This window comes from Mesorhizobium sp. B3-1-8, assembly GCF_006439495.1.
GTDB lineage: Bacteria > Pseudomonadota > Alphaproteobacteria > Rhizobiales > Rhizobiaceae > Mesorhizobium.
The window spans coordinates 23,174-45,214 of the sequence record NZ_VFTK01000014.1 but is presented as its reverse complement, the minus strand read 5'-3'; the positions used below and the strand labels follow the sequence as shown (position 1 = coordinate 45,214).

The 22,041-nt window shown below is 65.0% G+C and carries 19 protein-coding genes; 14 read left to right on the top strand and 5 right to left on the bottom strand.

Features of this window, described 5'->3' with window-relative positions:
* Positions 1–58: 58 nt before the first annotated feature.
* The 14 genes from FJ424_RS14920 (at position 59) to FJ424_RS14855 (ending at position 16,158) form a co-directional block, all read left to right on the top strand.
* On the top strand, positions 59–1,078 hold the full coding sequence (locus FJ424_RS14920; RefSeq protein ID WP_140659167.1) for a succinylglutamate desuccinylase/aspartoacylase family protein: 1,020 nt from the start codon (positions 59–61) through the stop codon (positions 1,076–1,078).
* Between the two features lie 65 nt (positions 1,079–1,143).
* Entirely contained in the window at positions 1,144–2,211 is a 1,068-nt protein-coding gene (locus FJ424_RS14915) for a branched-chain amino acid aminotransferase (RefSeq protein ID WP_140659168.1), read from the top strand.
* A gap of 186 nt (positions 2,212–2,397) precedes the next feature.
* Positions 2,398–3,294: an amidohydrolase family protein gene (locus tag FJ424_RS14910; RefSeq protein ID WP_140659169.1), complete on the top strand. Its 897-nt coding sequence runs from the start codon at positions 2,398–2,400 to the stop codon at positions 3,292–3,294.
* A 41-nt stretch (positions 3,295–3,335) separates the two neighbouring features.
* On the top strand, positions 3,336–4,496 hold the full coding sequence (gene argE / locus FJ424_RS14905) for an acetylornithine deacetylase (RefSeq protein WP_140659170.1): 1,161 nt from the start codon (positions 3,336–3,338) through the stop codon (positions 4,494–4,496).
* Positions 4,497–4,543: 47 nt separating this feature from the next.
* Entirely contained in the window at positions 4,544–5,791 is a 1,248-nt protein-coding gene (locus tag FJ424_RS14900) for an ABC transporter substrate-binding protein (RefSeq protein ID WP_140659171.1), read from the top strand.
* Between the two features lie 118 nt (positions 5,792–5,909).
* Positions 5,910–6,635 (top strand): ABC transporter ATP-binding protein, encoded by a 726-nt coding sequence (locus FJ424_RS14895; RefSeq protein WP_140659172.1) that lies wholly within the window; start codon positions 5,910–5,912, stop codon positions 6,633–6,635.
* Positions 6,632–7,423 (top strand): ATP-binding cassette domain-containing protein, encoded by a 792-nt coding sequence (locus FJ424_RS14890; RefSeq protein ID WP_140659173.1) that lies wholly within the window; start codon positions 6,632–6,634, stop codon positions 7,421–7,423. The genes FJ424_RS14895 and FJ424_RS14890 overlap by 4 nt, the downstream gene beginning before the upstream one ends.
* Positions 7,420–8,307, top strand: coding sequence for a branched-chain amino acid ABC transporter permease (locus FJ424_RS14885; RefSeq protein ID WP_140659174.1), 888 nt, complete (start codon positions 7,420–7,422; stop codon positions 8,305–8,307). The genes FJ424_RS14890 and FJ424_RS14885 overlap by 4 nt, the downstream gene beginning before the upstream one ends.
* The gene (locus tag FJ424_RS14880; protein ID WP_140659175.1) at positions 8,307–10,181 is read left to right on the top strand and encodes an alpha/beta fold hydrolase; all 1,875 of its coding nucleotides are present in this window, start codon (positions 8,307–8,309) and stop codon (positions 10,179–10,181) included. Before FJ424_RS14885 ends, FJ424_RS14880 begins: the two co-directional genes overlap by 1 nt.
* A 333-nt stretch (positions 10,182–10,514) precedes the next feature.
* A complete protein-coding gene (locus FJ424_RS14875) occupies positions 10,515–11,768 on the top strand; it encodes a sarcosine oxidase subunit beta family protein (protein ID WP_140659176.1) in 1,254 nt (417 codons plus the stop codon).
* Between the two features lie 13 nt (positions 11,769–11,781).
* On the top strand, positions 11,782–12,051 hold the full coding sequence (locus FJ424_RS14870) for a sarcosine oxidase subunit delta (protein WP_140659177.1): 270 nt from the start codon (positions 11,782–11,784) through the stop codon (positions 12,049–12,051).
* Positions 12,048–14,927, top strand: a complete 2,880-nt coding sequence (locus FJ424_RS14865) for a sarcosine oxidase subunit alpha family protein (protein WP_140659178.1) — start codon at positions 12,048–12,050, stop codon at positions 14,925–14,927. The genes FJ424_RS14870 and FJ424_RS14865 overlap by 4 nt, the downstream gene beginning before the upstream one ends.
* Positions 14,920–15,444, top strand: a complete 525-nt coding sequence (locus FJ424_RS14860; protein ID WP_140659179.1) for a hypothetical protein — start codon at positions 14,920–14,922, stop codon at positions 15,442–15,444. Before FJ424_RS14865 ends, FJ424_RS14860 begins: the two co-directional genes overlap by 8 nt.
* 51 nt (positions 15,445–15,495) lie before the next feature.
* On the top strand, positions 15,496–16,158 hold the full coding sequence (locus tag FJ424_RS14855) for a TetR/AcrR family transcriptional regulator (protein ID WP_140659180.1): 663 nt from the start codon (positions 15,496–15,498) through the stop codon (positions 16,156–16,158).
* 24 nt (positions 16,159–16,182) lie between these two features.
* Here FJ424_RS14855 and FJ424_RS14850 read toward each other — a convergent pair whose 3' ends face one another.
* From FJ424_RS14850 to FJ424_RS14830, 5 genes are read right to left on the bottom strand one after another with little or no spacing between them, the layout of a single operon-like run.
* The gene (locus tag FJ424_RS14850) at positions 16,183–18,210 is read right to left on the bottom strand and encodes a CocE/NonD family hydrolase (RefSeq protein ID WP_140659181.1); all 2,028 of its coding nucleotides are present in this window, start codon (positions 18,208–18,210) and stop codon (positions 16,183–16,185) included.
* Between the two features lie 15 nt (positions 18,211–18,225).
* A complete protein-coding gene (locus tag FJ424_RS14845; protein ID WP_140659182.1) occupies positions 18,226–19,236 on the bottom strand; it encodes an ABC transporter ATP-binding protein in 1,011 nt (336 codons plus the stop codon).
* Positions 19,233–20,213 (bottom strand): ABC transporter ATP-binding protein, encoded by a 981-nt coding sequence (locus FJ424_RS14840; RefSeq protein ID WP_140659183.1) that lies wholly within the window; start codon positions 20,211–20,213, stop codon positions 19,233–19,235. The genes FJ424_RS14845 and FJ424_RS14840 overlap by 4 nt, the downstream gene beginning before the upstream one ends.
* Positions 20,210–21,037 (bottom strand): ABC transporter permease, encoded by an 828-nt coding sequence (locus tag FJ424_RS14835; protein WP_246677244.1) that lies wholly within the window; start codon positions 21,035–21,037, stop codon positions 20,210–20,212. The genes FJ424_RS14840 and FJ424_RS14835 overlap by 4 nt, the downstream gene beginning before the upstream one ends.
* A 37-nt stretch (positions 21,038–21,074) precedes the next feature.
* Entirely contained in the window at positions 21,075–22,022 is a 948-nt protein-coding gene (locus FJ424_RS14830; protein ID WP_140643122.1) for an ABC transporter permease, read from the bottom strand.
* Between the last annotated feature and the right edge of the window lie 19 nt (positions 22,023–22,041).

Genomic DNA, 22,041 nt, shown 5'->3' with positions numbered 1-22,041 from the left:
GCCTTTCCCGCTCGCCCTAGGCTCGCCAGTCGATGCGGATGAAGCCTGGAGAGATGCGATGAGCGACGACAAGTCCATGATCGGAACGAATATCGATTTCGATCGCGACGGCCTGCAGACAGGCACGCTGCGTTTGCCGCATTCCGTGCATCGCTCCGCCTATGGCCACATCGCCATCCCCATCGCGGTCGCGAAGAACGGCGAAGGGCCGACGGTCCTTTTGACCGGCGGCGTCCATGGCGACGAATATGAGGGTCCGATCGCGCTGGCCCGGCTTGTTCGCGAGCTCGACCTTTCCCGGCTTTCGGGAAGGCTGGTCGTCGTTCCGGCGGTCAACTATCCCGCCTTTGTCGCCGGCACCCGCACCTCGCCCATCGACGACATCAACCTAAACCGCACCTTTCCAGGCAAGCGCAACGGAACGGCGACGGAGATGATCGCCCATTACGTGACCACCGAGCTGTTGCCGCGCTCGGACTATCTGGTCGATTTCCACGCCGGCGGCAGCTCGCTGCAATACCTGCCGACGCTGCTCGCGCCGCGCTGGTCCGATCCCGCGCAGAAGCAGCGCCTGGAAGAGTTCATCGACGCCTTCGACCCGCCGAACGTGGTGTATTTCGACAGCATCAGGGCGTTGAGCGGCGAAGACCGCGTCATCGGCAACTATGCGCACCAGAACAATGTCTTCTTCGTCACCGGAGAGTTCGGCGGGGGCTCGACGGTCAACACCGAAGGGCTGGCCGTCGTGGAGAACGGCCTGCGCTCGGTGCTGTCGCATCTGAAGATTCTGGCTCCCGCAGCACCCTTGCCGAAGCGCCGCGGCAAGGTCCGCCGGCTGGTGATGGACGATCCGGGCCTTTATGCCTTTGCCTCGCGCCGGGGCTTCTTCGAGCCGCGCTTCGCGCTCGGCGACGATGTGCCGGCCGGCGCGCTGGCCGGTCTGATCTACGATCTGGACAATCCCTGGGCCGAGCCGGTGCCCGTCCATTTCAGGCATGGCGGTTTCGCAGTCTGCATCCGCACCTTCTCGTTAGTGGAAGCCGGTGACTGCCTCGGTCACCTGGCGTCCCCCGCCTGAACGGCACCTCGGTTGCGCGGGCACGGCCTGCCGCCTTCATCGACAATCAGGATATCCATAACATCATGCATGACATTCCCGTCACGCGCGCCGCGGCGCGCAAGCCCATCCCGCAAGACGTCAAGGCGAGCTTCGGCGACTACTTCTCCGACCATATGTTCCAGATGGAGTACACGGAAGGACGTGGCTGGCACGATCCCCGCATCGTGCCGTTCGGCCCGCTGCAGCTCCACCCCTCATCCTCCGTCATCCAATATGCCCAGTCGATCTTCGACGGGTCCAAGGGCTATCGCCGCGAAGACGGCTCGATCCATCTCTTCCGGCCGCAGGCCCATATCGCGCGTCTCAACCGCAGCGCGGGCGAGTTGTGCATGCCGGCGGTCGATCCCGACCTCGTGCTTTCGGTGATGCGCAAGCTGATCGATCTCGACCGCGACTGGGTGCCGGCCAAGCGTGGAAATGCCATCTATGTGCGCCAGACCATGGTGGGAACCGAGGGCTACATGGTTGTGCGGCCTTCCAGGACCTATACCTATCTCATCTTCCTCTGCCCCGTCGGCTCCTATTATTCGGAAGGCGCTGGTCCGGTCCGTATCCTCGTCTCGGAGACGCGCGTGCGCGCGGCCAAGGGCGCGATCGGCTCGGCCAAGGCCGGCGCCAACTATGCCGCCAGCCTCAAGGTGGGCCGCGAGGCCGCCGCCGCGGGCTTCAGCCAGGTGCTGTGGCTGGACAGCGTCCAGCGCCGCTACCTGGAGGAGGTCGGCACCATGAACATCATGGTGAAGATCGGCGGCCGCATCCGCACCCCGCCATTGAGCGACTCGATTCTGCCCGGCATCACGCGCGACAGCGTGCTCGCGCTCATGCGCGACTGGGGCATGGAGGTGGCCGAGGCGCCCATCGACATCGAGGACGTGATGACGGCGTCGAGGGCCGGTACGCTGGAGGAGATGTGGGGCGTGGGCACGGCTGCCGTGATCTCCCCGGTGGGCGAGCTCGCCTGGCGCGACGAAAAGATCGTCGTCAACGGTGGCCAGACGGGGCCGGTCGCTGCGAAACTGTTCGAGCACCTGACGGGGCTGCATGCCGGGACCGTGCCCGACAGCCATGGCTGGTCCGTCGCCGTGGACTGAGATGGATGCCGGTGGAGTCCTTCCTGCAAAATCGTGTCCTGAAGAGACAATACCGGCATTTGTGTTGCAATCACTATGACTGCTTGGGTTGCAGGCCGGATACGAACGGTTAGCATGCGGGTTCCGGTAAGGAGTCGTGAACGCTGACATCCCCGGTCTGACCGCATCCCCACACCGGGAGTGTATATGTATTCGGGACCGATCATCGATCCGCACCATCACCTGTGGGACCTTTCCATGGGCAAGCATCCATGGCTGCTGCCCACGGACCCTTCGGTGCAGGCGGTGGCCGGTCTTTCCGAGATTGCCACGGACTATCTCGTGGACGACTATGTGCGCGATTCCCGCGGCCACAATATCGTCGCCACGGTCCATATAGAGGCGTTGTGGGCCGGCGATCCCGTGGGGGAGACCCGCTGGCTGGAAACCCTGGACAAGTCGAAGGGCGTGGCCTCGCGCTATGTCGGCGGCGCCTCGCTGGGCAAGCCTGAAGCGGCAGACGCCATCGCAAGACAGGCGGCGTTCGGCCGGTTGACCGGCATCCGGGGCATTTTGAGCTGGCACCCGGATCCCAAGAAATGCTTCGTGACCGACCCCGAACTCGGGCGCAATCCGCAGTGGCGCCGCGATATCGCGCGGCTGCAGGAGCATGGGCTCAACCTTGAGCTTATGATGTATCCCTACCAGGCCGGCGTCGTGCGGGAGATCGCCGAGGCGCTTCCCGGCCTGCAGATCATCATCAATCATTGCGGCAGCCCGATCGACCGCGATCCGGAAGGCATGCAGCGCTGGCGCGACGGCCTGAAGCACATCTCCGCTAGTTCGAACATCGCCATAAAGATATCGAACCCGGGCGCCTATGATCGCAACTGGACGCTGGAAAGCGTGCGCGACGTCGCCATGCATTGCATCGACTGTTTCGGCACCGAGCGCAGCATGTTCGGCACGGATTACCCGGTCTCGAAGATCCAGATGAGCTTCGACCAGATCTACGACACCTTCAGGAAGATCGCGGCCGTCCTGTCGCCACGGGAGCAATCGCAATTGTTCCACGACAACGCCAAGCGCTTCTACCGGCTTTGATCGGCAATCGCCGCGCCGAACCGGACGGACCAGGACAGACAATGGCACATTCCTCCGCGATCGAACTCTTGAGCCGGCTGGTCGGGTTCGACACCGTCAGCAGCCGGTCGAATCTGGAGGCTATCGACTTCGTCAAGGCCTACCTTGCCGGCTTCGGAGTGGAGAGCGTCGTCATCCCCGACGCGACGGGCACCAAGGCCAACCTGTTCGCCACGATCGGGCCGGCCGACCGGCCAGGTTATGTGCTGAGCGGCCATACCGACGTCGTTCCGGTCGACGGACAGGAGTGGTCGCGCGACCCGTTCAACATGTGGCGCGACGGCGACAGGCTCTACGGGCGCGGTACCTCGGACATGAAGGGTTTCGTCGCCTGCGCGCTGGCCGGCGTGCCCGCCATGTTGAAGGAGCCGCTTGCCGCGCCCATCCATCTTGCCTTGTCCTATGACGAAGAGGTCGGGTGCCTGGGCGTCCACGGCATCATCGAACACATGGCGAAGACCCTGCCGCCGCAACTCGCCGTCTTCGTCGGCGAGCCGACCGGCATGGGCGTGGTCGGCGGTCACAAGGGAAGCGCCGGCCTGCTGACGACCGTGACCGGCAAGGCCTGTCACTCGTCGCGACCCGACCTCGGCGTGAACGCCATCTTCCATGCCATGGACCTTATGGGAGAATTGCGCTCCTACGCGAACGACCTTCGTTCGGCCCCCGAGGCGGACTCGCCGTTCGAGCTGCCATACACGACGGTGAGCGTCGGCGTCGTCCAGGGCGGCACGGCACGCAACGCCATACCCGGCGACTGCACCTTCCAGTGGGATATCCGCGCTACTCGCGGCGGTGTCGTGGAGACGCTGGTCGAAAGGTTCCGGGCATTCAGCGACGGCAAGGTCGTTCCGGCCATGAAGGAAGGCTTCGCCGGCTCCGCCGTGGTGACCAATATCGCCTATGACGTTCCGCCATTCGTCCTCGATGCGGGCTCGCACGCCGAAACGCTCGCCAAGCGTTTTGCCGGCCGCAACGAGGTGACGACCGTGAACTATGGATCCGAGGCCGGCATCTTCCAGTCCGCCGGCATGTCGACCATCGTCTGCGGCCCGGGGCGCGACAGCGAGGCGCACATAACCGACGAATGGATCACCGTCGAGCAGCTCGAACGTTGTTTCGGCTTCATCGACCGGCTGATTGACCATGCGCGTCATGCCTGAAAGGGCATGCCGTGGAACTGAACATCGCAAAAATGGGGAATGATCTCATGCAGAGGGGACTACTGAGACAGTTGCTTCTCGTCGGCGCGCTGAGCGCGTCGGCTCTGGGCACGGCAATGGGGGCGGCGGCCGCCGACGTCGTCAAGATCGGCGTGCTCGCGCCGCTTTCGGGACCTTCGGCCTCCGACGGCGCGGATTTCGTCAAGGGCGTGGAGCTCGCCGTTGACGAAAAGAACGCCAACGGCGGCGTGGCCGGCCACACGTTCGAGATCATCTCGGCGGACGTCAAGGACGGGTCGCCCGACAACGTCAGCAGCGCGGCGCAGCGCCTCATAAACACCGAAGGCGTACAGGTCGTGCTGACCGGCTATGCCAGCCTGTCGCTTTTCGAGGTCGATCTCTTCGCCGATGCCAACATGCCCTACATCTCGTCCGGCCCGTCCGGTTCGTTTGCCGGCATCGTGACCAAGGACCCGGGCAACTACAATTGCTGCTGGTCGCTCTCGCCGTCCTACAAGGGCTACGAGACGGACGTGCTTCCCCTGTTGGAAGGGCTGATCGCCGATGGCAAGTTCAAGCCCGCGGGTAAGAAGCTGGCGATGATCTCGTCCGACAACCCTTATTCCAAGGTCATCTCGGAAGGCATGAAGAAGTCCTTCTCCGCTGCCGGGTGGACCGTGACCGTGGACGAGATGGTGCCGTTCGGCCCCGTCAACGACTGGCGCGCTATCCTTGCCAAGGTGCGGCAGGACCCGCCGGACCTCGTGGTCAACACCGACTATCAACCCTCGAACTCCGCTCTGTTCCTGAAACAGTTCCTGGAACAGCCGACCCAAAGCCTGGTGTTCCTGCAATACGCGCCGTCGGTTCCCGAATTCGTCGACCTGACCAAGGAACAGTCGAACGGCGTCCTCTACAACCTGATCGGCGGCGCCATCGACTCGCCCGGCTGGCAGCGTGGGCAGGAAGTGCTGAAGAAGTTCCAGGACAAGTATAAAGTCGCTCCGGGCGTCTACGGCTCGGCTCTCTACGAAGAGGCCGAGATGTACTTCGCGGCGCTGGAGAAGGTCGGCGACCCCAAGGATCATGACGCGATCGGCAAGGCGCTTGGTGAAACCAAGTTCGACGCCGCGCCGGGGCCGGTGGAATTCGACCAGGCGACGCATCTCGCCGTGCAGGACGAGAACCACATTCCGGTGACCTTCTACCAGATCTGGGACGGCAAGCGCTTCCTGATCGGGCCGAAGAAATACGCTACGGGCGATTTCAAGCTTCCGCCTTGGATCAAGCAGTAGCAGAAGCCTTCCGGTCGGTACCCGAAAGTGTCCGATTTGCCGGCGCGGCCTATCGCGCCGGCAAATCTCCAAGGTACCGAAGCCCAGCAGCGTTCCGCTTTCGTCAAAGCAGTCTTGCATGATCCTTACGGCTGAAAATCTCACCAAGTCCTTCGGCGGTTTGCGCGCGGTGGGCGGCGTCAGCTTTGCGCTGGCCGAGAACGAAATACTCGGCGTCGCCGGGCCGAACGGCAGCGGCAAGAGCACGCTGTTCAACATCTTGACCAACATTCCCTTTCCGGCCGACAGCGGCCGCGTCGTTTTCGAGGGGAAGGAGATCCAGAACGTGGCGCCGGAGGAGGTGAGCCGTTCCGGCATTGCCCGCACCTTCCAGCGCGAAAGCATCTTCGCCTCGCTGAGCGCTATCGACAATGTGCTGGTGGCCATCGAGCACAGCGGCAAGAGGCAGGGGCAGAGGCGGGACGAGATCGCCGCGATCGCGGTGCTCGACATGGTGGGCTTTCCCCAGACGCTGCACAACGCGCCGACCGCGACCCTTCCGATCTTCTTCCGCAAGATACTGATGATTGCCAGCGCTTTGGCCATGTCGCCGCGCGTGCTGCTGCTCGACGAACCGGCGTCGAGCCTGACGCCCGGCGAGATCGAGCACATGAAGGCGCTCATTCTCGGGCTGCGCCAGCGCGGCATCGCCATCCTGCTCATAGAGCACGTCCTGCCGCTGCTGATGTCGGTCTGCGACCGGCTTATCGTCCTCGACCAGGGCCGGGTGATCGCCCAGGGGCTTCCGGCCGAAGTCGTTGCCGATCCAAAAGTGATCGAAGCCTATCTGGGGCAGGCACGATGACGGGCACGCTTCTCCTCGACGTCAGGGGCCTCGATGGTGGCTACGAGCCGCTGCAGATCTTCCGCAAGATCGACCTTTCGCTGGTGCAGGGCGCGAGCGTGGGGCTGTTCGGCCCGAACGGCCACGGCAAGACGACGTTCCTGAGAACCTTGTCCGGTATTATCGATCCGTGGGACGGGGATATTTTCTTCGACGGCGTCCAGCTCAACCGGCCGGGTGCGCGCGGCAGCCGGCGCTGGCGCAATTTCAACTACGACGCCATAACCCGGCGCCGGATGGATCCGAAAGCGGTGGCGCGTGCCGGGCTGATCCATGTCCCGCAGGGAAACCTGCTGTTCCCGGACATGACGGTCGCCGAAACGCTGTCGATTGCGCCCTATGCTTCACGCGGGCGCGCCAACGCGACGGAGACGCTGGACACGGTCTTCCGGCTCTTTCCCCGGGTGCACGAGCGGCTCGGCCACAAGATACGCTTCCTTTCGGGCGGCGAGCGCCAGATGGTGGCCATAGGCGTCGGGCTTATGGCGGCGCCGAAGCTTCTCATCCTCGACGAGCCGACGCTGGGCTTGTCGCCCAAGCTGCGCGGGGAGCTCGCGTCGGCGATCCAGACCATCCGGGGATCCGGCGTACCGCTGATCGTGGTTGATCAGGACATCGCCTTCCTCGAGGAACTGATCGACACGCTCTACCTCTTCGATCACGGCCGCATCTCGCGACGCATCGAGAAGGCGGACATGCCCACGCATGAAGAGATCATGAAACTGATGTTCGGCGAGGATCACCATTGACCCTTGAGACGCTCAACCTGATCCTGCTCGGCGGCATCGTGCTGGGCGCTCTCTATGCGCTGATGGCGACCGGCCTGGCGCTCGTATGGACGACGCTCGGCATCTTCAATTTCGCCCATGGGACGTTCATCGCGCTCGGCGCCTATATCGCTTGGCAGATTGCCAGCACCGAAGCCTCGGCCGCCGGCCTGCTGGCCGGGGCGGCGGTCTCCATCATCGGCATGTTCGTCATCGGCATGCTCGTCTACTACCTCCTCATCAAGCCTTTCGAACGAAGCCCGGACATCGTGGTGAAATCCGTCATCACCACGCTGGCGGGCGCGACCATCTTGGAAAACGTCATCAACCTCGTCTGGGGACCGCGCAACAAGCAGCTTTCTCCTCTGCTCGGCGGAGACATGTCGCTCTTCGGCATCACCATATCCCGCAACGAGATGGCGGTGGTGGCGCTGGCGCTCGTCATCCTGGCGGCGCTCGGCGTTTTCCTGCAGCGCGCGCCGCTTGGTCGCGCCATGCGCGCCGTGGCGCAGAACCGCGAGGCGGCGCAGCTGATGGGCATCGATGTCGAGCGGCTCTATGCGATCGCCTTCGGTCTGTCGGCGGCACTGGCGGCGCTGGCCGGCATCCTGATCGGCTCTACCCGCTTCATGAACCCTTCGATGGGCTCCGACCCGCTGATGAAGGCGCTGATCGTGGTGATCTTCGGCGGCATCGCGCGCTTCACGGGCCCGATCTACGCAGCCTTTATCGTTGGCCTGCTCGAGGCTATCATGACTTATCTCGTCGGCCTCTACTGGAGCCCGACAGTGCTTTTCGCCATCATGATCGTCGTGCTCGTCGCCAAGCCGGAAGGCCTGTTTGGCCGCTACAGGAAATCCGTCTGATGCGGTACAGCCCGTCCTTTGCCCGCGGTTCCGGGCTGATCCCGGTTCTGGTCGTCCTGGCCGTGCTGGCGCTTGTGCCGCTGCTTTCCTCGAACATGTATCTGCGGCATCTCCTCGTGCTGGCCTTCGTGTTCGGCATCGTGGCCTCGAGCTGGGACCTCAGCCTTGGGTATGGCGGCCTATTCAATTTCGCCCATGTCGCGCTCTTCACCATCGGCACCTACGCGTTCGGGCTGGTCGGCCAGACTCTCGGCCTGTCGCCATGGCTAGGCATAGCGTTCGCCGGGGTCGCCGCGGGGCTTGTCGCGGCCCTCATAACACTACCCATCCTCAGGCTTTCAGGCATCTACATCATCCTGGTGACCATCGCGGCCTCGCAGGTGCTCTACCAGATCATCATCAGCCAGTCCGACATCACCGGCGGCACGTCGGGCATGGTAAGCCTGCCGGCGCTCGATCTCTTCGGCTACCGCTTCAATCGCGGCGGCAAGGTCGGCTATTATTATCTGGCCCTGCTGATGCTGGTGGCCTCCACCATCATCCTCTACAAGATCACCCGCTCGCGTTTCGGCCGCGCCATCCTGGCCATGCGCGACCATAAATACTATGCCATCTCGCGCGGCATGTCGGAGACGCGCATCCGGCTGTTCACGCTGACGGTGAGCGCCGCGCTGAGCGGCGTGGCCGGCGGATTCTACGGCTCCTACATGCGCGTGGCCTCTCCCGACAATTTCGGCCTCGGGCTGCTTGGCCTGCTGCTCTCGATGCTTTTGCTCGGCGGTACCGGAACGATCTGGGGTCCGATCCTTGCGGCCTTCTTCGTGACCATGGTGTCGGAGGTCTTCGCTGCCTACGGCGCCTGGCGCAACATCATCATGTCGCTGTTGCTGATCGTCATCCTGATCTTCTATCCGGGTGGCCTGTGGGCCTTGCTGCAGACATTTCGTGAAGCGCTCGACGTGGTCCGTTCGCAGGCGACGGCCAGGCTGCGCCGCCGCTTCGGCCTCGGCCAGCGGGAAGCGATGACCGGAGCGCATGAGACGATGGTCGCCACCCGCCATGGCAGGATCGCCGTGGCCGACACCGGCGGCGACAAGCCGGCGCTTCTCTTCATTCACGGCAACTCCTCCGCAAAGGAAGTGTTCGCAAACCAGTTCAAGGCGTTCAGCGACCGCTATCGCGTGATCTCCTTCGACCTGCCTGGCCACGGCGTGTCCGACAACGCCGATCCGGAAAAGGACTATAGCGTCGAGGCCTTCGCCGACGTGGCCGAAGACGTGCTCAAGGCGCTCGGCGCGGCAAACCCCTTTGTGTTCGGATGGTCGCTGGGCGGCTATATCGCCATCGAACTCGCGGCCCGCGGCTATCCCGTGAGGGCGTTTGCCATTTCCGGCACGCCACCGCTCAGGGTGGTTCCGGAGGATGTCGGCCGCGCCTACGACGCGACCAGCCATTTCGTTCTGGCGAGCAAGACCTTCCTGTCGCCGGCCGAGAGCCGCGACTTCGCCGCGTCGACGACCGGTCCGAAAACGCCGGAGACGGCCCACCTCCATCGAGCCGTGCGAAGGACCGACGGGCGCGCCCGCGCCTATACGCTGGGCAAGCTCCAGATCGTGGACTGGCCGCGCCAGATGCGTTTCCTACGCTCGGCCGCGATGCCATTCGCCATTCTGAACGGCTCGGACGATCCGTTTCTGGACCATCGGTATTTCCGGCACCTCAAGCTCGAGCAATGGACCGGCGAGCCGGACGACATCCAGGACGGCAAGCACGCACCCTTCCTGCTGAAGCCGGCGATCTTCAACGAAAAGCTTGCTGCTTTCCTGCGCGCCGCTGAAGCAAGAAGCCGTCATGGTGCCGACGCGGTCGCCTGATGTCCTGAACACGGAAAGCTGCCGTGAGTGTCGGGGCGCCAAGTTAAAGCGGTCCAGCTTGCAGGGAACACCGCTTACGAAGGCTTTCGGCGCTTATCGGTCTCGTTGGACCAATGCGCAAAATCTGTGAAACGCGCGAAAAGCGAGCTCATAGCTTTGAATGGACACAGGTGTACATTAACGCTAAGTGTGTGCTTGGCGCTGCTTTGCGGTGTTCGGCACCAACGGCAGGTATCTTAAGAGGCGATCGATGCACATGTTCGAGCTGGAGGCCCGGCGACCAAGCCCTTGCGGTGGAGCGACGTCACTGGCTTCTGACGGCGGTTTGGGCGCATGACGAGGCAGTATTCGGCGCTTTCGCTCTTCAAGGAGGGCATCGCCGGTCAGACCGGTTGGGAAAAGGCCTGGCGCTCTCCTGATCCGAAACCGCGCTACGACGCGATCATAGTCGGCGGCGGCGGGCACGGCCTCGCCACCGCCTACTATCTCGCCAAAAATCACGGCGTCACCAACATCGCGCTCTTGGAGAAGGGGTGGATCGGAGGCGGCAATACCGGCCGCAACACGACGGTGGTGCGTTCGAACTACTTCTACCCGGAAAGCGCGGCGATCTACGGGCTGGCCCACAGCCTCTACAAGAGCCTTTCGACAGACCTGAACTACAATGTGATGTTTTCCGCGCGCGGCATCCTCACGCTCGCGCACAGCGAATCCGCAATGGAAACCGCCGCGCGGTCGGTCAACGCCATTCAGGTCAATGGCATCGATTGCGAGTTGTTCTCGGTCGAGGACGTGCGTCGCGTCGTGCCGATCTACAATTTCAGCCCGGACACACGCTTCCCCGTCTATGGCGGCACCTGGCAGCCAAGCGGCGGCACCGCCCGTCATGACGCTGTCGCCTGGGGCTACGCCCGCGCGGCGAGCCGTCTCGGTGTCGACATCATCCAGAATTGCGAGATTTCCGATTTCATCATCGAGAATGGGCGGTGCCGCGGCGTCGTCACCTCGCGCGGCGCAATCCGGGCCGAGCGTACAGGCATGGCGGTGGCCGGCCATTCGTCGGTGCTGGCGGCGAAGGCGGGCTTCCGGCTGCCGGTCAATTCCTATGCGCTGCAGGCCTGCGTGTCCGAACCGGTCAAGCCGATCATCGACACGGTGGTGATCTCGCCCGACACCGGCGTCTATGTCAGCCAGTCGGACAAGGGCGAACTGGTGATCGGCGGCGCGCTCGACCGCATCCCGTCCTATGGCCAGCGCGGCAATCTGCCGGTGCTGGAAAGCGTGATCGCCGGCATGCTCGAAATGTATCCGATCTTCGGCCAGCTCAAGATGATGCGGCAATGGGCCGGCATCGTCGACGTCGTCCCGGATTCCTCGCCCATCATCGGCGAGTCGCCGCTGCCCGGCCTTTTCCTCAATTGCGGCTGGGGCACGGGCGGTTTCAAGGCTATTCCCGCCGGCGGCACCCTGCTTGCCCATCTGCTTGCCACCGGCAGGCATCACGACATCAGCCGGCCCTTCGATCTCGACCGCTTCGCCCGCGGCCGCCTGATCGACGAAGCGGCCGGCTCCGGCATTGCCCATTGAAAGTGTAGAAAAGATGCAGCTCTTTCCCTGTCCGTTCTGCGGGCCGCGCGAAGAAAGCGAATTCCACTATGGCGGCGAGGCCGGCAATCTGCGGCCCGACGGCAGCGACGCGACCGCGGAGCGCTGGGCCGGTTATCTCCACATGCGCGACAATCCGAAGGGGCCGACGCGAGAGATCTGGGTGCATACGACATGCGGCGAGTTCTTCGCGATGAGCCGCGACAGCGTCAATCACAAGGTGTCGGGCTCTTCCGTGCTCGGCGAAGCGGAGCACGGCGCATGAGCGCTTCCCGTCTCACCACCGACGGCAGCGATATCGACCGCGACCGCCCGTTGAGCTTCACCTTCGACGGCAGGCGCGTGCAGGGTTTCGCGGGCGACACGATCGCCTCCGCCTTGCTCGCGAGCGGCCAGGCTGTGGTCGGCCGCAGCTTCAAATACCATAGGCCGCGCGGCATCTGGGGCTCCGGCGTCGAGGAGCCCAATGCGCTGGTCGATGTCGAGAGCGCGATCGGCCGCGTGCCGAATGCGCGCGCGACGACCGTGCAAGCCGTCGACGGCATCAAGGTCAAGAGCGCCAACGCTTCGCCGACGGCCGAGACCGACCGCAACGCCGTTCTGGATCGCTTCGCCCGCTTCCTGCCCGCCGCCTTCTACTACAAGACCTTCATGTGGCCGGACTGGCACCTGTTCGAACCGCGCATCCGAGCCATGGCCGGACTTGGCATCGTCGATCCGGACTGGAAGCCGCGCCAGGTCTCGGACCAGATCAACCATCATTGCGACGTCCTGGTGGTCGGCGCCGGGCCCGCAGGCCTTGCCGCGGCAGCCAGCGCGGCGGCGGCCGGGCACTCGGTCGTCCTGGTCGACGACAAGACGCATCCCGGCGGGTCGCTGCGTCACCGCGCCGGTGAGGTCGATGGCGTCGAGGGCAAGGCGTGGGTCGACGCCGCAGTTGCGAGGCTGAAGAGCGATGGCCAGCTCGTGCTCAGCGATACGACCGCTTTCGGCCTTTACGACCACAATCTGGTCGCGCTCAACCAGCGCCACTCCGACGGCAGGCCGGACACGCTTTGGCGCGTGCGGCCCCGCCGCATCGTGCTGGCGACAGGCGCGATCGAACGGCCTGTGCCGTTCGCCAACAACGACCTTCCGGGAATCCTCTCCGCCGACGCGGCGCTCAGCTATCTGCGCCGGCATGGCGTGCTTGTCGGCCGGGAAATCGTGGTCGCGACCAACAACGACAGCGCCTATGAACCTGCCTCCGCGCTCGCCGCTGCCGGCGCTTCGGTGACGGTGGTCGACTGCCGGCGCGACGGCGGCGCGCAAGGACGAGCCGATATTCGAGTCGTGGCTGGGCGCACGATCACGGCGGCGCGCGGGCGCAACGCCGTCCAGGGAGTCCTGCTGGACGACGGCACGACGCTTGGCGTCGACTGCGTCCTCGTCTCCGGCGGCTGGACACCCACTGTGCACCTGTTCTCGCAGGCGAAAGGCAAGCTCGCCTGGAGCGATCAGCTGGCGGCTTTCATCCCTGGCGAAGCCGTCGACGGGATTGGCGTCGCCGGCGCCGTGGCCGGCACGGTCTCGCTTTCGGATGCCTTGGCCAGCGGCGCCGCGGCTCCCGGCGACTTCGGTTCGTCGACGCCGGCGCCTCGCGGCACCGGGGCGGAAGCATCGCTCGGCGTCGCCGGCCTGTGGCCGAAACCCAAGGCAAAGGGTCGCGTCTGGATCGACTATCAGAGCGACGTCACCGCAAAGGATGTCGAGCTCGCGGCGCGGGAGAACTTCGTCTCCGTCGAGCACCTGAAGCGCTACACCACGCTCGGCATGGCGACTGACCAGGGCAAGACCTCGAACCTGAACGGTCTTGCGCTGCTGGCTGACATCACCGGGCGCGGCATCGCGGAAGTCGGCACCACGACCTACCGGCCGCCATTCACGCCTGTCCCCTTCGCCAGCCTTGCGGGAGCGCGCCGGGGCAGCATGCACGCTCCGGTCCGCCGTCTGCCGCTGGAGGCAAACCATCGCGCCGCCGGCGGGGTGTTCCAGGAATATGGCGGCTGGCTGAGGCCTGCCTATTATGGCGGCGGTGAAGCCGGCGCCTCGATCCAGGAGGAGGCGCGGCGAGCCCGGCAATCCGTAGCGCTCTTCGACGGTTCGACGCTGGGCAAGATCGAGGTGATCGGCCCGCGCGCGGCCGAGTTCGTCGACTTCATCTATTACAACACCATGTCGACCCTGAAGCCGGGCCATTGCCGCTATGGCTTCATGCTGTCGGAAAATGGCGTCGTCTTCGATGACGGCGTCCTGGTCCGCCTGGACGAGCATCGCTTCATCGTGTCCTGCTCGTCCTCGCATGTCACCGCGGTCCACGCGCGCCTCGAGGAATGGCGGCAGGACCGCTTCGGCCGCGACGCGCTCTATATCCACAATGCCACCGCGCACTACGCCACCTTGACCGTTTCGGGTCCGAATGCGCGCCAGGTCGTGGAGGCGCTCGATCTGGGTGTAGCACTTGACGATGCCAGCCTGCCGCATATGGCCGTCGCCGCCGGCCGCTTTGCCGGCGACGAGGTGCGCATCGCCAGGGTCTCCTTCACCGGCGACCGCAGCTACGAGATCTCCATCCGCGCCGACCGGGCGGAGGCGCTGTGGGCGAGGATGCAGCAGGAGGGCCGCGCCTTCGACGCCGTTCTGCTGGGACTTGAATCGCTGATGATCCTGCGCGCCGAGAAGGGGTACATCGTCATCGGCAAGGACACGGACGGAACCACCATGCCGCACGATCTCGGCGTCGCCGGACCGCGGACCAAGCGCGCCAACGAGTTCGTCGGCCGGCGCTCGCTTTTCACCGAAGCCGGCAACGGCATGGACCGCAACCAGCTTGTCGGCCTTGCGCTGCGCAAAGGCGAGGCGCCGCTTGCGACCGGCGCGCATGGCGTGGAGAAGCGCGACGGGCGCCTCAGGAGCATCGGTTTCGTCACCTCCAGCTATCAAAGCCCGACCCTGGGACGCCCTGTCGCCCTGGCGCTCATCGAACGGGGCGCGGCGCGGCACGGCGAAACGATCGACGTTCAACATCTGGGTGTCGTGCGGCAGGCGACGATCGTCGCGCCTTGCGCCTTCGATCCGGAAGGGAGCCGGCTCCATGCGTAACCTTGCCGAAAAGTGGCCGGCGGCGCCGGATTGGTCCACCGCTACGCTCAGCAAAGGCAGCGTCGGCATGCGAACGCTTGGCGGGCTGAACCAGCTTCTGGTCAGCGGCGACCTCGCCGCCTGGTCGAAGGCTTCGGGGCTTGCTGGCGAGGGCGTCGGCGCCGGCGCAATTGCCAGTGGCGACAGATACATGGTGCGGATCGCGCGCGACCGTGTTCTTGCGGTCGCGGAGCAGCCGTTCCCCATTGCGGCCGGCTGGCACGCGGCCGGTTTCGCGGTGACGGTCATGGATGCCGGACTGCATGTCTTCGAGATCGAGGGGCCGAACCTGGATCGCCTGATCGCCAGGGGCACCGCGCTCGATCCCGGAGCGGCAAGCCGCTCGGCTTCGATCCTTTTTGCCGGCGTCGGCGTTCTCTTCTACCGGTTCGGGAACCCCCATCGGGCGCGTCTCCACGTCGACCGGGGCCTTGCCCCGTATCTTTGGGAGTGGCTTGAACAAGTGCAAGTATTGTAGCGTGGTGGTTTCAGGTCTATCTAGCCGGCGTTCAAACTTGGCCGGTCCGCTATGTTCTCTGATTCCAGTGCTGATGAAGTCGTGCGGCGGTCCGGTCTGATCGGCAACACCAAAGTGACGCGCGAGGACTGGATGAACCTCGCGCTGGAGACGTTGATCTCCGAGGGCGTGGAGGCGGTGCGCGTGCTGGCGCTCGGGCAGAAGCTCAACGTCTCACGTTCCAGTTTCTACTGGTACTTCAAGAGCCGCCAGGACCTGCTCGACCAGCTGCTGGATTACTGGCGCAATAACAACACCCGTTTCATCGTCGAGCAGGCCGGCCGGCCGGCCGCGTCGATCACGCAAGCCGTGCTCAATGTCTTCGAGTGCTGGCTGGACGAAACGCTCTTCAATCCGCGACTTGACTTCGCCGTGCGCGCCTGGTCGCGCCAGTCCGCCGACGTGCATCGGGTCGTGAACGAGGAGGACGACGCGCGCGTCGAAGCCATCCGGGCGATGTTTTCACGGCATGGTTATGAAGCCACTGAAGCGTTCGTGCGGGCGCGCGTGCTGTACTTCACGCAGATCGGCTATTATTCGCTCGAGATCGTCGAACCGGTAAGCAACCGTCTCTTCCTGACGCCGGCCTACCTGCTCACGCACACGGGCGAAGCTCCTCGCGAAGGAGAGGTGGAGTCCTTCGCCAAAAAGATACTGCCGAGACGTCCCGGCTGAGCAGTCCTGCCATCCACGATCGCATCAATTCAGATCGCGTGGAAACTCCTTGACCTCTTCGCGGTCGACCACGACCTCGTCGCCGGCGCGTGCGATGAGATGCGTTTCCATGCGCCAGACATCGTGCAGCGCGCGCACCGTGGCGGAGACCGAAACGCCGGCGCTCCAGTCGCCGCGCGAATAGGTCTTGTCCCACGTCACGGTCCCGCGCGCCGAGTTCGGATCGTCCGGATAGACGACGAAGATCTCGGTCTGTCTCTGCGACAGGGTCATGCCGGTGTGTGGATGGCGCACCGTTCCGGCGTCGATGACGACCGAATAGCTCGTCTCGCCGGTGATCTGGTCCGTGGTCACCTCGCGCCGGAAAGGCTCGCCCGCCTTGATCGCTTCCTGCGCCATCGGCGTGGCGCTTTCCGGTCCCTCGAATTCCGGGAGTGTCTTGTCGAGCGGCTGCGGCTTGCGCACCGGCAGGAATAGCCTGCTGCCGGCGCAATGGATCGACAGCGTCGCCTTCTCCGGTCCCGGAAAGACGATCGGCCAATGCGCCGTTGCAACGGCAAGCCGGATGCGCTGGCCCTTCTCGAAGCGCTGGCCGCAGCAGCGCAATTTGAAGCGCACCGTTTCGGCCTTGCCTGGCGTCATCGGTGCCAATTCGAGATCGCCATGCCGATGCGTGAGGTTGAGGATGCCGTAGCTGACGCGCGAGGCCGCGCCGTCTTCAAGCACGAGCGACAGCGTGGCCGAGATCAGCGCGACCGGCTTGTCCGAGGCGAGCTTCACCTCGAATTCCGGGAAGCCGAGGATCTCCACGGCTTCCTCGAGAGGATCGGTTTCGAAGACGAGCGCGTTGCCGGCTTCCATGCGCTGGTCGACCGGCAAGGTCGGCAGGACGCCGTAGCCGCACCACGCGCCGGACGAGAGCCCCGCCGTCGAGGGCGAGCGGATCGTCAGCACGTCGTCGCTGCCCGCGCCCTCGGCAAGACGGCCGGGTGACAAGGCGAGCGCGCGCTCGCCGATGCCGGGTCCCGGCCATGACGGCTCGGCAACCCAGCGGCCTGGGCGCTCCTCATAGATGGCGGCCGGCGGCGCCGGCTCCTGCATCCAGGCGCGCAGCATGGGTTCGTCGGCGATGCCGGTGTCGATGCCCTTGAGATACTGGTCCCACCAGCGCAGGCATTCCTGGAGGAAGCCCATGCGCGGGCCCGGCATGGCGAAGTGCGGGTATTTGTGGCCCCACGGGCCGATCAGTCCCTTGCGGACACCCGGCAAGCTTTCAAGCATGCGGAAGATCGGGTTCGGATAACCGTCCGCCCAACCGCCGACGGCGTAGACCGGGATTTCGACGTCGGAATAATCCTCGCAGATCGAGCCGTGCTTGTAGAAGTCGTCGCGGCGCTGGTGCTCGAACCAGTCCTGCATCCAGATGCCGTTGCCGTCGAGGCGACCCTCCCACATCTCGCGCCAGCGGTCGCCGACGATCAGCGGGTCGGGAGGCGTCATGGCGATCGCCCAGGCCGTGGTGCCCCATATCAGATTGTCGCACATTTGCGCGCCGCCGAGATAATGGACGTCATCGTTGTAACGGTCGTCGGTGGAGCAGAGCGAGATGACCGCCTTCAGCGCCGGCGGGCGGCGGGCGGCGACCTGGAGTCCGTTGAAGCCGCCCCAGCTGATGCCGATCATGCCGACCGCGCCCGAGCACCAGGGCTGCTTCGCCAGCCATTCGATGACGACGAGACAATCGTCCTGTTCCTGCTTTAGATATTCGCCCTTGCAGACGCCTTCGCTGTCGCCGGTGCCGCGCATGTCGACACGCACGCCGGCATAGCCGTGGCCGGCGAAATAGGGATGGGTGAGCGCGTCGCGCTCCACCGTTCCGTCGCGCTTTCGATAGGGCAGGTATTCGAGGATGGCCGGCACCGGATCGGCTTCGGCGTTCTGCGGGAGCCAGATGCGTGCGGCGAGCTTCACGCCGTCCGGCATCGGGATCCACAAGTTTTCGATCTGGCGGACCTTGCGCGGGAAATCGGTGACCACGCGGATGTCTTTCATCGGACGGACCTTCTCTTAACTTGCGGCGATTGCCTCGACGGCGCTTGGGCCGGCATTGAGCGGGAAGTGACAGGTGAGCCGGCTCGAGCCGACTGCGGACGAGGTCGGCGCCTGCGTTGTGCAGATGTCTTGCGCGAACGGGCAGCGTGTGTGGAACTCACAGCCCGAAGGCCTGTCGAGCAGTGACGGTACTTCGGCCGGCAGCGCGATGCGGTTATGCACCTTGTCGGGATCGGGCTCGGGGTTCGCGGACAGCAGCGCGGCCGTGTAGGGATGATGCGGCGCCCGGAAAATCGCCTCGGTCTCGCCTTCCTCGACAAAGCGCCCGAGATACATCACCGCCATCCGGTCGGCGATCTGGCGCACGACGTGCAGATTGTGCGTGATGATGAGCATCGACAGGCCCATGCGGTCGCGCAGGTCGTTGAGCAGGTTGAGCACCTCGCCCTGGATCGATACGTCGAGCCCGGCTGTCGGTTCGTCGGCGATGATCAGCACCGGGTCGAGCGCGACGGCCCTTGCGACGCCGACCCGGCGCGCCTGGCCGCCGGAGAGCTGGTGCGGATAGCGCTCGGCGAAATCGCGCGGAAGCCCGACCAGGGCGAGCAGGCGCTCCACCTCGGCTTCGAGGCTGCGGCCGGACAGGCCGTGGATGGCGAACGGCTCCGCCAGCAGCGAACGGACGCTGAGGCGCGGCGACAGCGAGCCGACCGGGTCCTGGAACATCATCGACATCTTGCGGCGCAGCGGCTTCCATTCCGCCTTGGTCAGCTCGTTCAGCTCTCGGCCCTCGAAGCGGACCGAACCGCCAGCCACCGCCTGCAGGCCGTTCACGGCGCGCGCGAGCGTGGTCTTGCCCGATCCGGACTCGCCGACCAGCGCAAGCGTCTGGCCGCGCTCCAGCGTGAAGCCGACACCGGCGACGGCCTCGATCTCCGTCCGCCGGCCGGCCAACGCGCTCATCATGCCGCCGACGCGGAAGCGCACGCGAAGATCGGAAACGGAAAGCAGAGGTTCTGTCGTCATGCGGCCGCTCCGGCCGTTTCATCGGTGTGCCAGCATCGCGCGATGTGCGACGCGCTCAGCGCGGTATCGGGCGGCATCGCGGAGCAGACATCGTCCGCGAGCTCGCAGCGTGCCTGGAAAACGCAACCCTTGGGGCGGTTACGCAGGTCCGGCAGCGTGCCGGGAATGGTGGGCAGCCGCGGCTCGCGCCGCGAGAGCCTTGCCGGATCGCAGGCGAGCAGCTTCTTCGTGTAGGGATGTCGCGGGTTGTGGAAGATGTCGCGGGTCGAGCCGCGTTCGACCACTTCGCCGGCATACATGACGATCATCTCGTCGCACAGTTCCGCGATGACGCCGAGATGATGCGAGATGAACAGCACGGAGCAGCCGATCTGCTTCTGCAGGTCCTTGAGCAACTCGATGATGGCGACTTCGAGCGTGGCGTCGAGAGCCGTTGTCGGCTCGTCGGCGATCAGCAGCGAAGGTTGCATCAGCAGCGCCATGGCGATCGCGATGCGCTGCTTCATGCCGCCCGAGAATTCGTGCGGAAACTGCGCCAGCCGGCGCTCAGGATCGGGAATCCGGACCTTGCGCAGCATCGCGATGGAGAGCGCGTCCTTCGCCTTGCGCGACAGTCCGGAGCGGTACTGGATGTCGCGCATCTGCTTGCCCACGGAAAGCACCGGGTTCAGCGCCCCCATCGGGTCCTGGAAGACGGTTGCGATCTTCTGGCCGCGCAACGCCCGCATGCCTGTGTCGTCGAGACGGACGAGATCGCTTTTGCCCTCGAACAGAATCTGGCCCGACGTGACCCTGCCGTTGTCTGCGAGCAGGCCGAGAATGGCGTTGATCAATGTCGATTTTCCGCAACCCGACTCGCCGACGACGCCGACGATCCGGTTCGTCGGCACCTCCAGGCTCACCTTGCGCAGCGCCTGCAACGTGCCGGCTTCGGTGGCGAAGTCGACGCTGAGGTCCTTGACGTCGAGGACGGTCATCCGCGCCTCTTCAGCCGGGGGTCGAAAACGTCGCGCAGGGTCTCGCCGAGGAAGGTGAAGCCGAGCGTTGTGAGGATGATCGGCAGGCCGCCCGCGACCAAGATCCAGTATGAATCGCGGATGTTGACGAAGCCGTCGTTCAGGATCGCGCCCCAGCTTGGCAGAGGCGGTCTGACGCCGAGGCCGAGGAAGCTCAGACCGGCCTCGATCGCCACGACGACCGGGATGTCCATCGACGCGAGGATGAGGATGGGGCCGATAACGTTGGGCAATATGTGGACGGTGAGAATGCGCGCGGTGCTTGCGCCCATCGAGCGCGCCGCCATCACATGTTCGGCGGACTTCAGCACGAGCGTCTGTGTCCTGATGATGCGGGCATAGCCGGGCACGTTGACCAGCACGACCACGATCAGCACCGCAAGCAGCGAAGGTCCGGTCAGCGTGACCAGCGTAAGCGCCAGCATCACGGTCGGGAAGCTCTTGATGGCATCGAAGAGCAGGAGCATCAGATTGTCGAGCCAGCGCGGCCCGTAGCCTGCGATGAGCCCAAGCGCGATGCCGCCGATGAGCGACAGTCCGGTCGCGCCAAGCGCAATGGCCAGCGCGATGCGGCCGCCATGGAGCACGCGCGAGAACAGATCGCGCCCCAGATGGTCCGTGCCGAGCAGGTGATGCAGGCTTGCGGGCGCGAAGCGCTCGGCCGGGGCGAGTTTCGTCGGTGGGTAGCTGCTGAGCACGTCGGCGAAGAGAGCCGAGAGAACGACGATCACGACCAGGGTGAGACCGAACGCGCCGAGCGGCTCGCGAACGATGCGCCGAAGCACGCGGCCGATCTTGGCGACGCGCTGCCGTGATGGCCGGTCAATTAAGACTTGTTCTGACACGAGGGTCCAACGCACCAATGAGGATGTCGGCGAGAGCGTTCACGACGACGAAGAAAACGGTCGTCACCAGAACGGCGCCGGTGACGACCGGATAATTGCGTACCGAGATCGCCTCGTAGACCAGCTTGCCGATGCCGGGGCGGGCGAAGACGATCTCGGCGAAGACGGCCGAAGACACCATATTGCCGATGCCGACGCCGAGCAGCGTGACGGTCGGCAGGATGGCGATACGCAAGGCATAGGAATAGGTGATGCGCCGATCCGTCAGGCCGAAAGCGCGCGCGGTGCGGATGTGGCTGGCTTCCAGCGTTTCCAGCATGGAAGCGCGCACCATGCGCGCGATGTAGCCGACCCAGCCGACGCCGATTGCGAGCGAGGGCAGGGCAAGGTGCTTCAGCTGGCTGGCGAGATTGCCTGGCTCGCCGGCGCCGATGGCCGGCAGCCACTGCAGGGCCACGGCGAAGATCAGCAGGGAATAGATCGCGATGACGAAGGATGGCACCGCGATGACCGCGACCGACAGGATGCCGATGACGCGGTCGACGAAGCCGCCGCGCCGCACCGCCGCGATGCAGCCCAGCGGAATGCCGAGCAGCACCGACCATGAGATCGCGCCCGCGATCAGCGCCAGTGTGTACGGCAACTGCTCGAACACGACGTCCAGCACCGGCCGCCCGGACAGCACCTCGGTGCCGAGGTCGCCGCGCAACGCGGACAAATAGAACCGGAGGAACTGGATCCAGATCGGCTGGTCCAGCCCCATGCGGCTGCGCAACGCCTGAACCATCTCGGGCGTGGCGCGCGGTCCGAGCGCCACGGATGCCGGGTCGCCCGGGATCACATAGATCATGGCGAACAGCATCACCATCGCGACGCTCACGATGATGATGCCCAGGCCCAGCCGTTTCAGCGCATAGCGGAGCATCTCAGGAGCCGGCCATTCC

What these genes read in the sequence shown, in the direction of transcription:
- FJ424_RS14895 (WP_140659172.1), top strand. Translation starts at nt 5,910, where the DNA reads ATGATCCTTACGGCTGAAAATCTCACCAAGTCCTTCGGCGGTTTGCGC.
- FJ424_RS14900 (WP_140659171.1), top strand. Translation starts at nt 4,544, where the DNA reads ATGCAGAGGGGACTACTGAGACAGTTGCTTCTCGTCGGCGCGCTGAGC.
- FJ424_RS14840 (WP_140659183.1), bottom strand. Translation starts at nt 20,213, where the DNA reads ATGACCGTCCTCGACGTCAAGGACCTCAGCGTCGACTTCGCCACCGAA.
- FJ424_RS14920 (WP_140659167.1), top strand. Translation starts at nt 59, where the DNA reads ATGAGCGACGACAAGTCCATGATCGGAACGAATATCGATTTCGATCGC.
- FJ424_RS14865 (WP_140659178.1), top strand. Translation starts at nt 12,048, where the DNA reads ATGAGCGCTTCCCGTCTCACCACCGACGGCAGCGATATCGACCGCGAC.
- FJ424_RS14850 (WP_140659181.1), bottom strand. Translation starts at nt 18,210, where the DNA reads ATGAAAGACATCCGCGTGGTCACCGATTTCCCGCGCAAGGTCCGCCAG.
- FJ424_RS14915 (WP_140659168.1), top strand. Translation starts at nt 1,144, where the DNA reads ATGCATGACATTCCCGTCACGCGCGCCGCGGCGCGCAAGCCCATCCCG.
- FJ424_RS14860 (WP_140659179.1), top strand. Translation starts at nt 14,920, where the DNA reads ATGCGTAACCTTGCCGAAAAGTGGCCGGCGGCGCCGGATTGGTCCACC.
- FJ424_RS14910 (WP_140659169.1), top strand. Translation starts at nt 2,398, where the DNA reads ATGTATTCGGGACCGATCATCGATCCGCACCATCACCTGTGGGACCTT.
- FJ424_RS14845 (WP_140659182.1), bottom strand. Translation starts at nt 19,236, where the DNA reads ATGACGACAGAACCTCTGCTTTCCGTTTCCGATCTTCGCGTGCGCTTC.
- FJ424_RS14875 (WP_140659176.1), top strand. Translation starts at nt 10,515, where the DNA reads ATGACGAGGCAGTATTCGGCGCTTTCGCTCTTCAAGGAGGGCATCGCC.
- argE (WP_140659170.1), top strand. Translation starts at nt 3,336, where the DNA reads ATGGCACATTCCTCCGCGATCGAACTCTTGAGCCGGCTGGTCGGGTTC.
- FJ424_RS14880 (WP_140659175.1), top strand. Translation starts at nt 8,307, where the DNA reads ATGCGGTACAGCCCGTCCTTTGCCCGCGGTTCCGGGCTGATCCCGGTT.
- FJ424_RS14830 (WP_140643122.1), bottom strand. Translation starts at nt 22,022, where the DNA reads ATGCTCCGCTATGCGCTGAAACGGCTGGGCCTGGGCATCATCATCGTG.
- FJ424_RS14870 (WP_140659177.1), top strand. Translation starts at nt 11,782, where the DNA reads ATGCAGCTCTTTCCCTGTCCGTTCTGCGGGCCGCGCGAAGAAAGCGAA.
- FJ424_RS14855 (WP_140659180.1), top strand. Translation starts at nt 15,496, where the DNA reads ATGTTCTCTGATTCCAGTGCTGATGAAGTCGTGCGGCGGTCCGGTCTG.
- FJ424_RS14890 (WP_140659173.1), top strand. Translation starts at nt 6,632, where the DNA reads ATGACGGGCACGCTTCTCCTCGACGTCAGGGGCCTCGATGGTGGCTAC.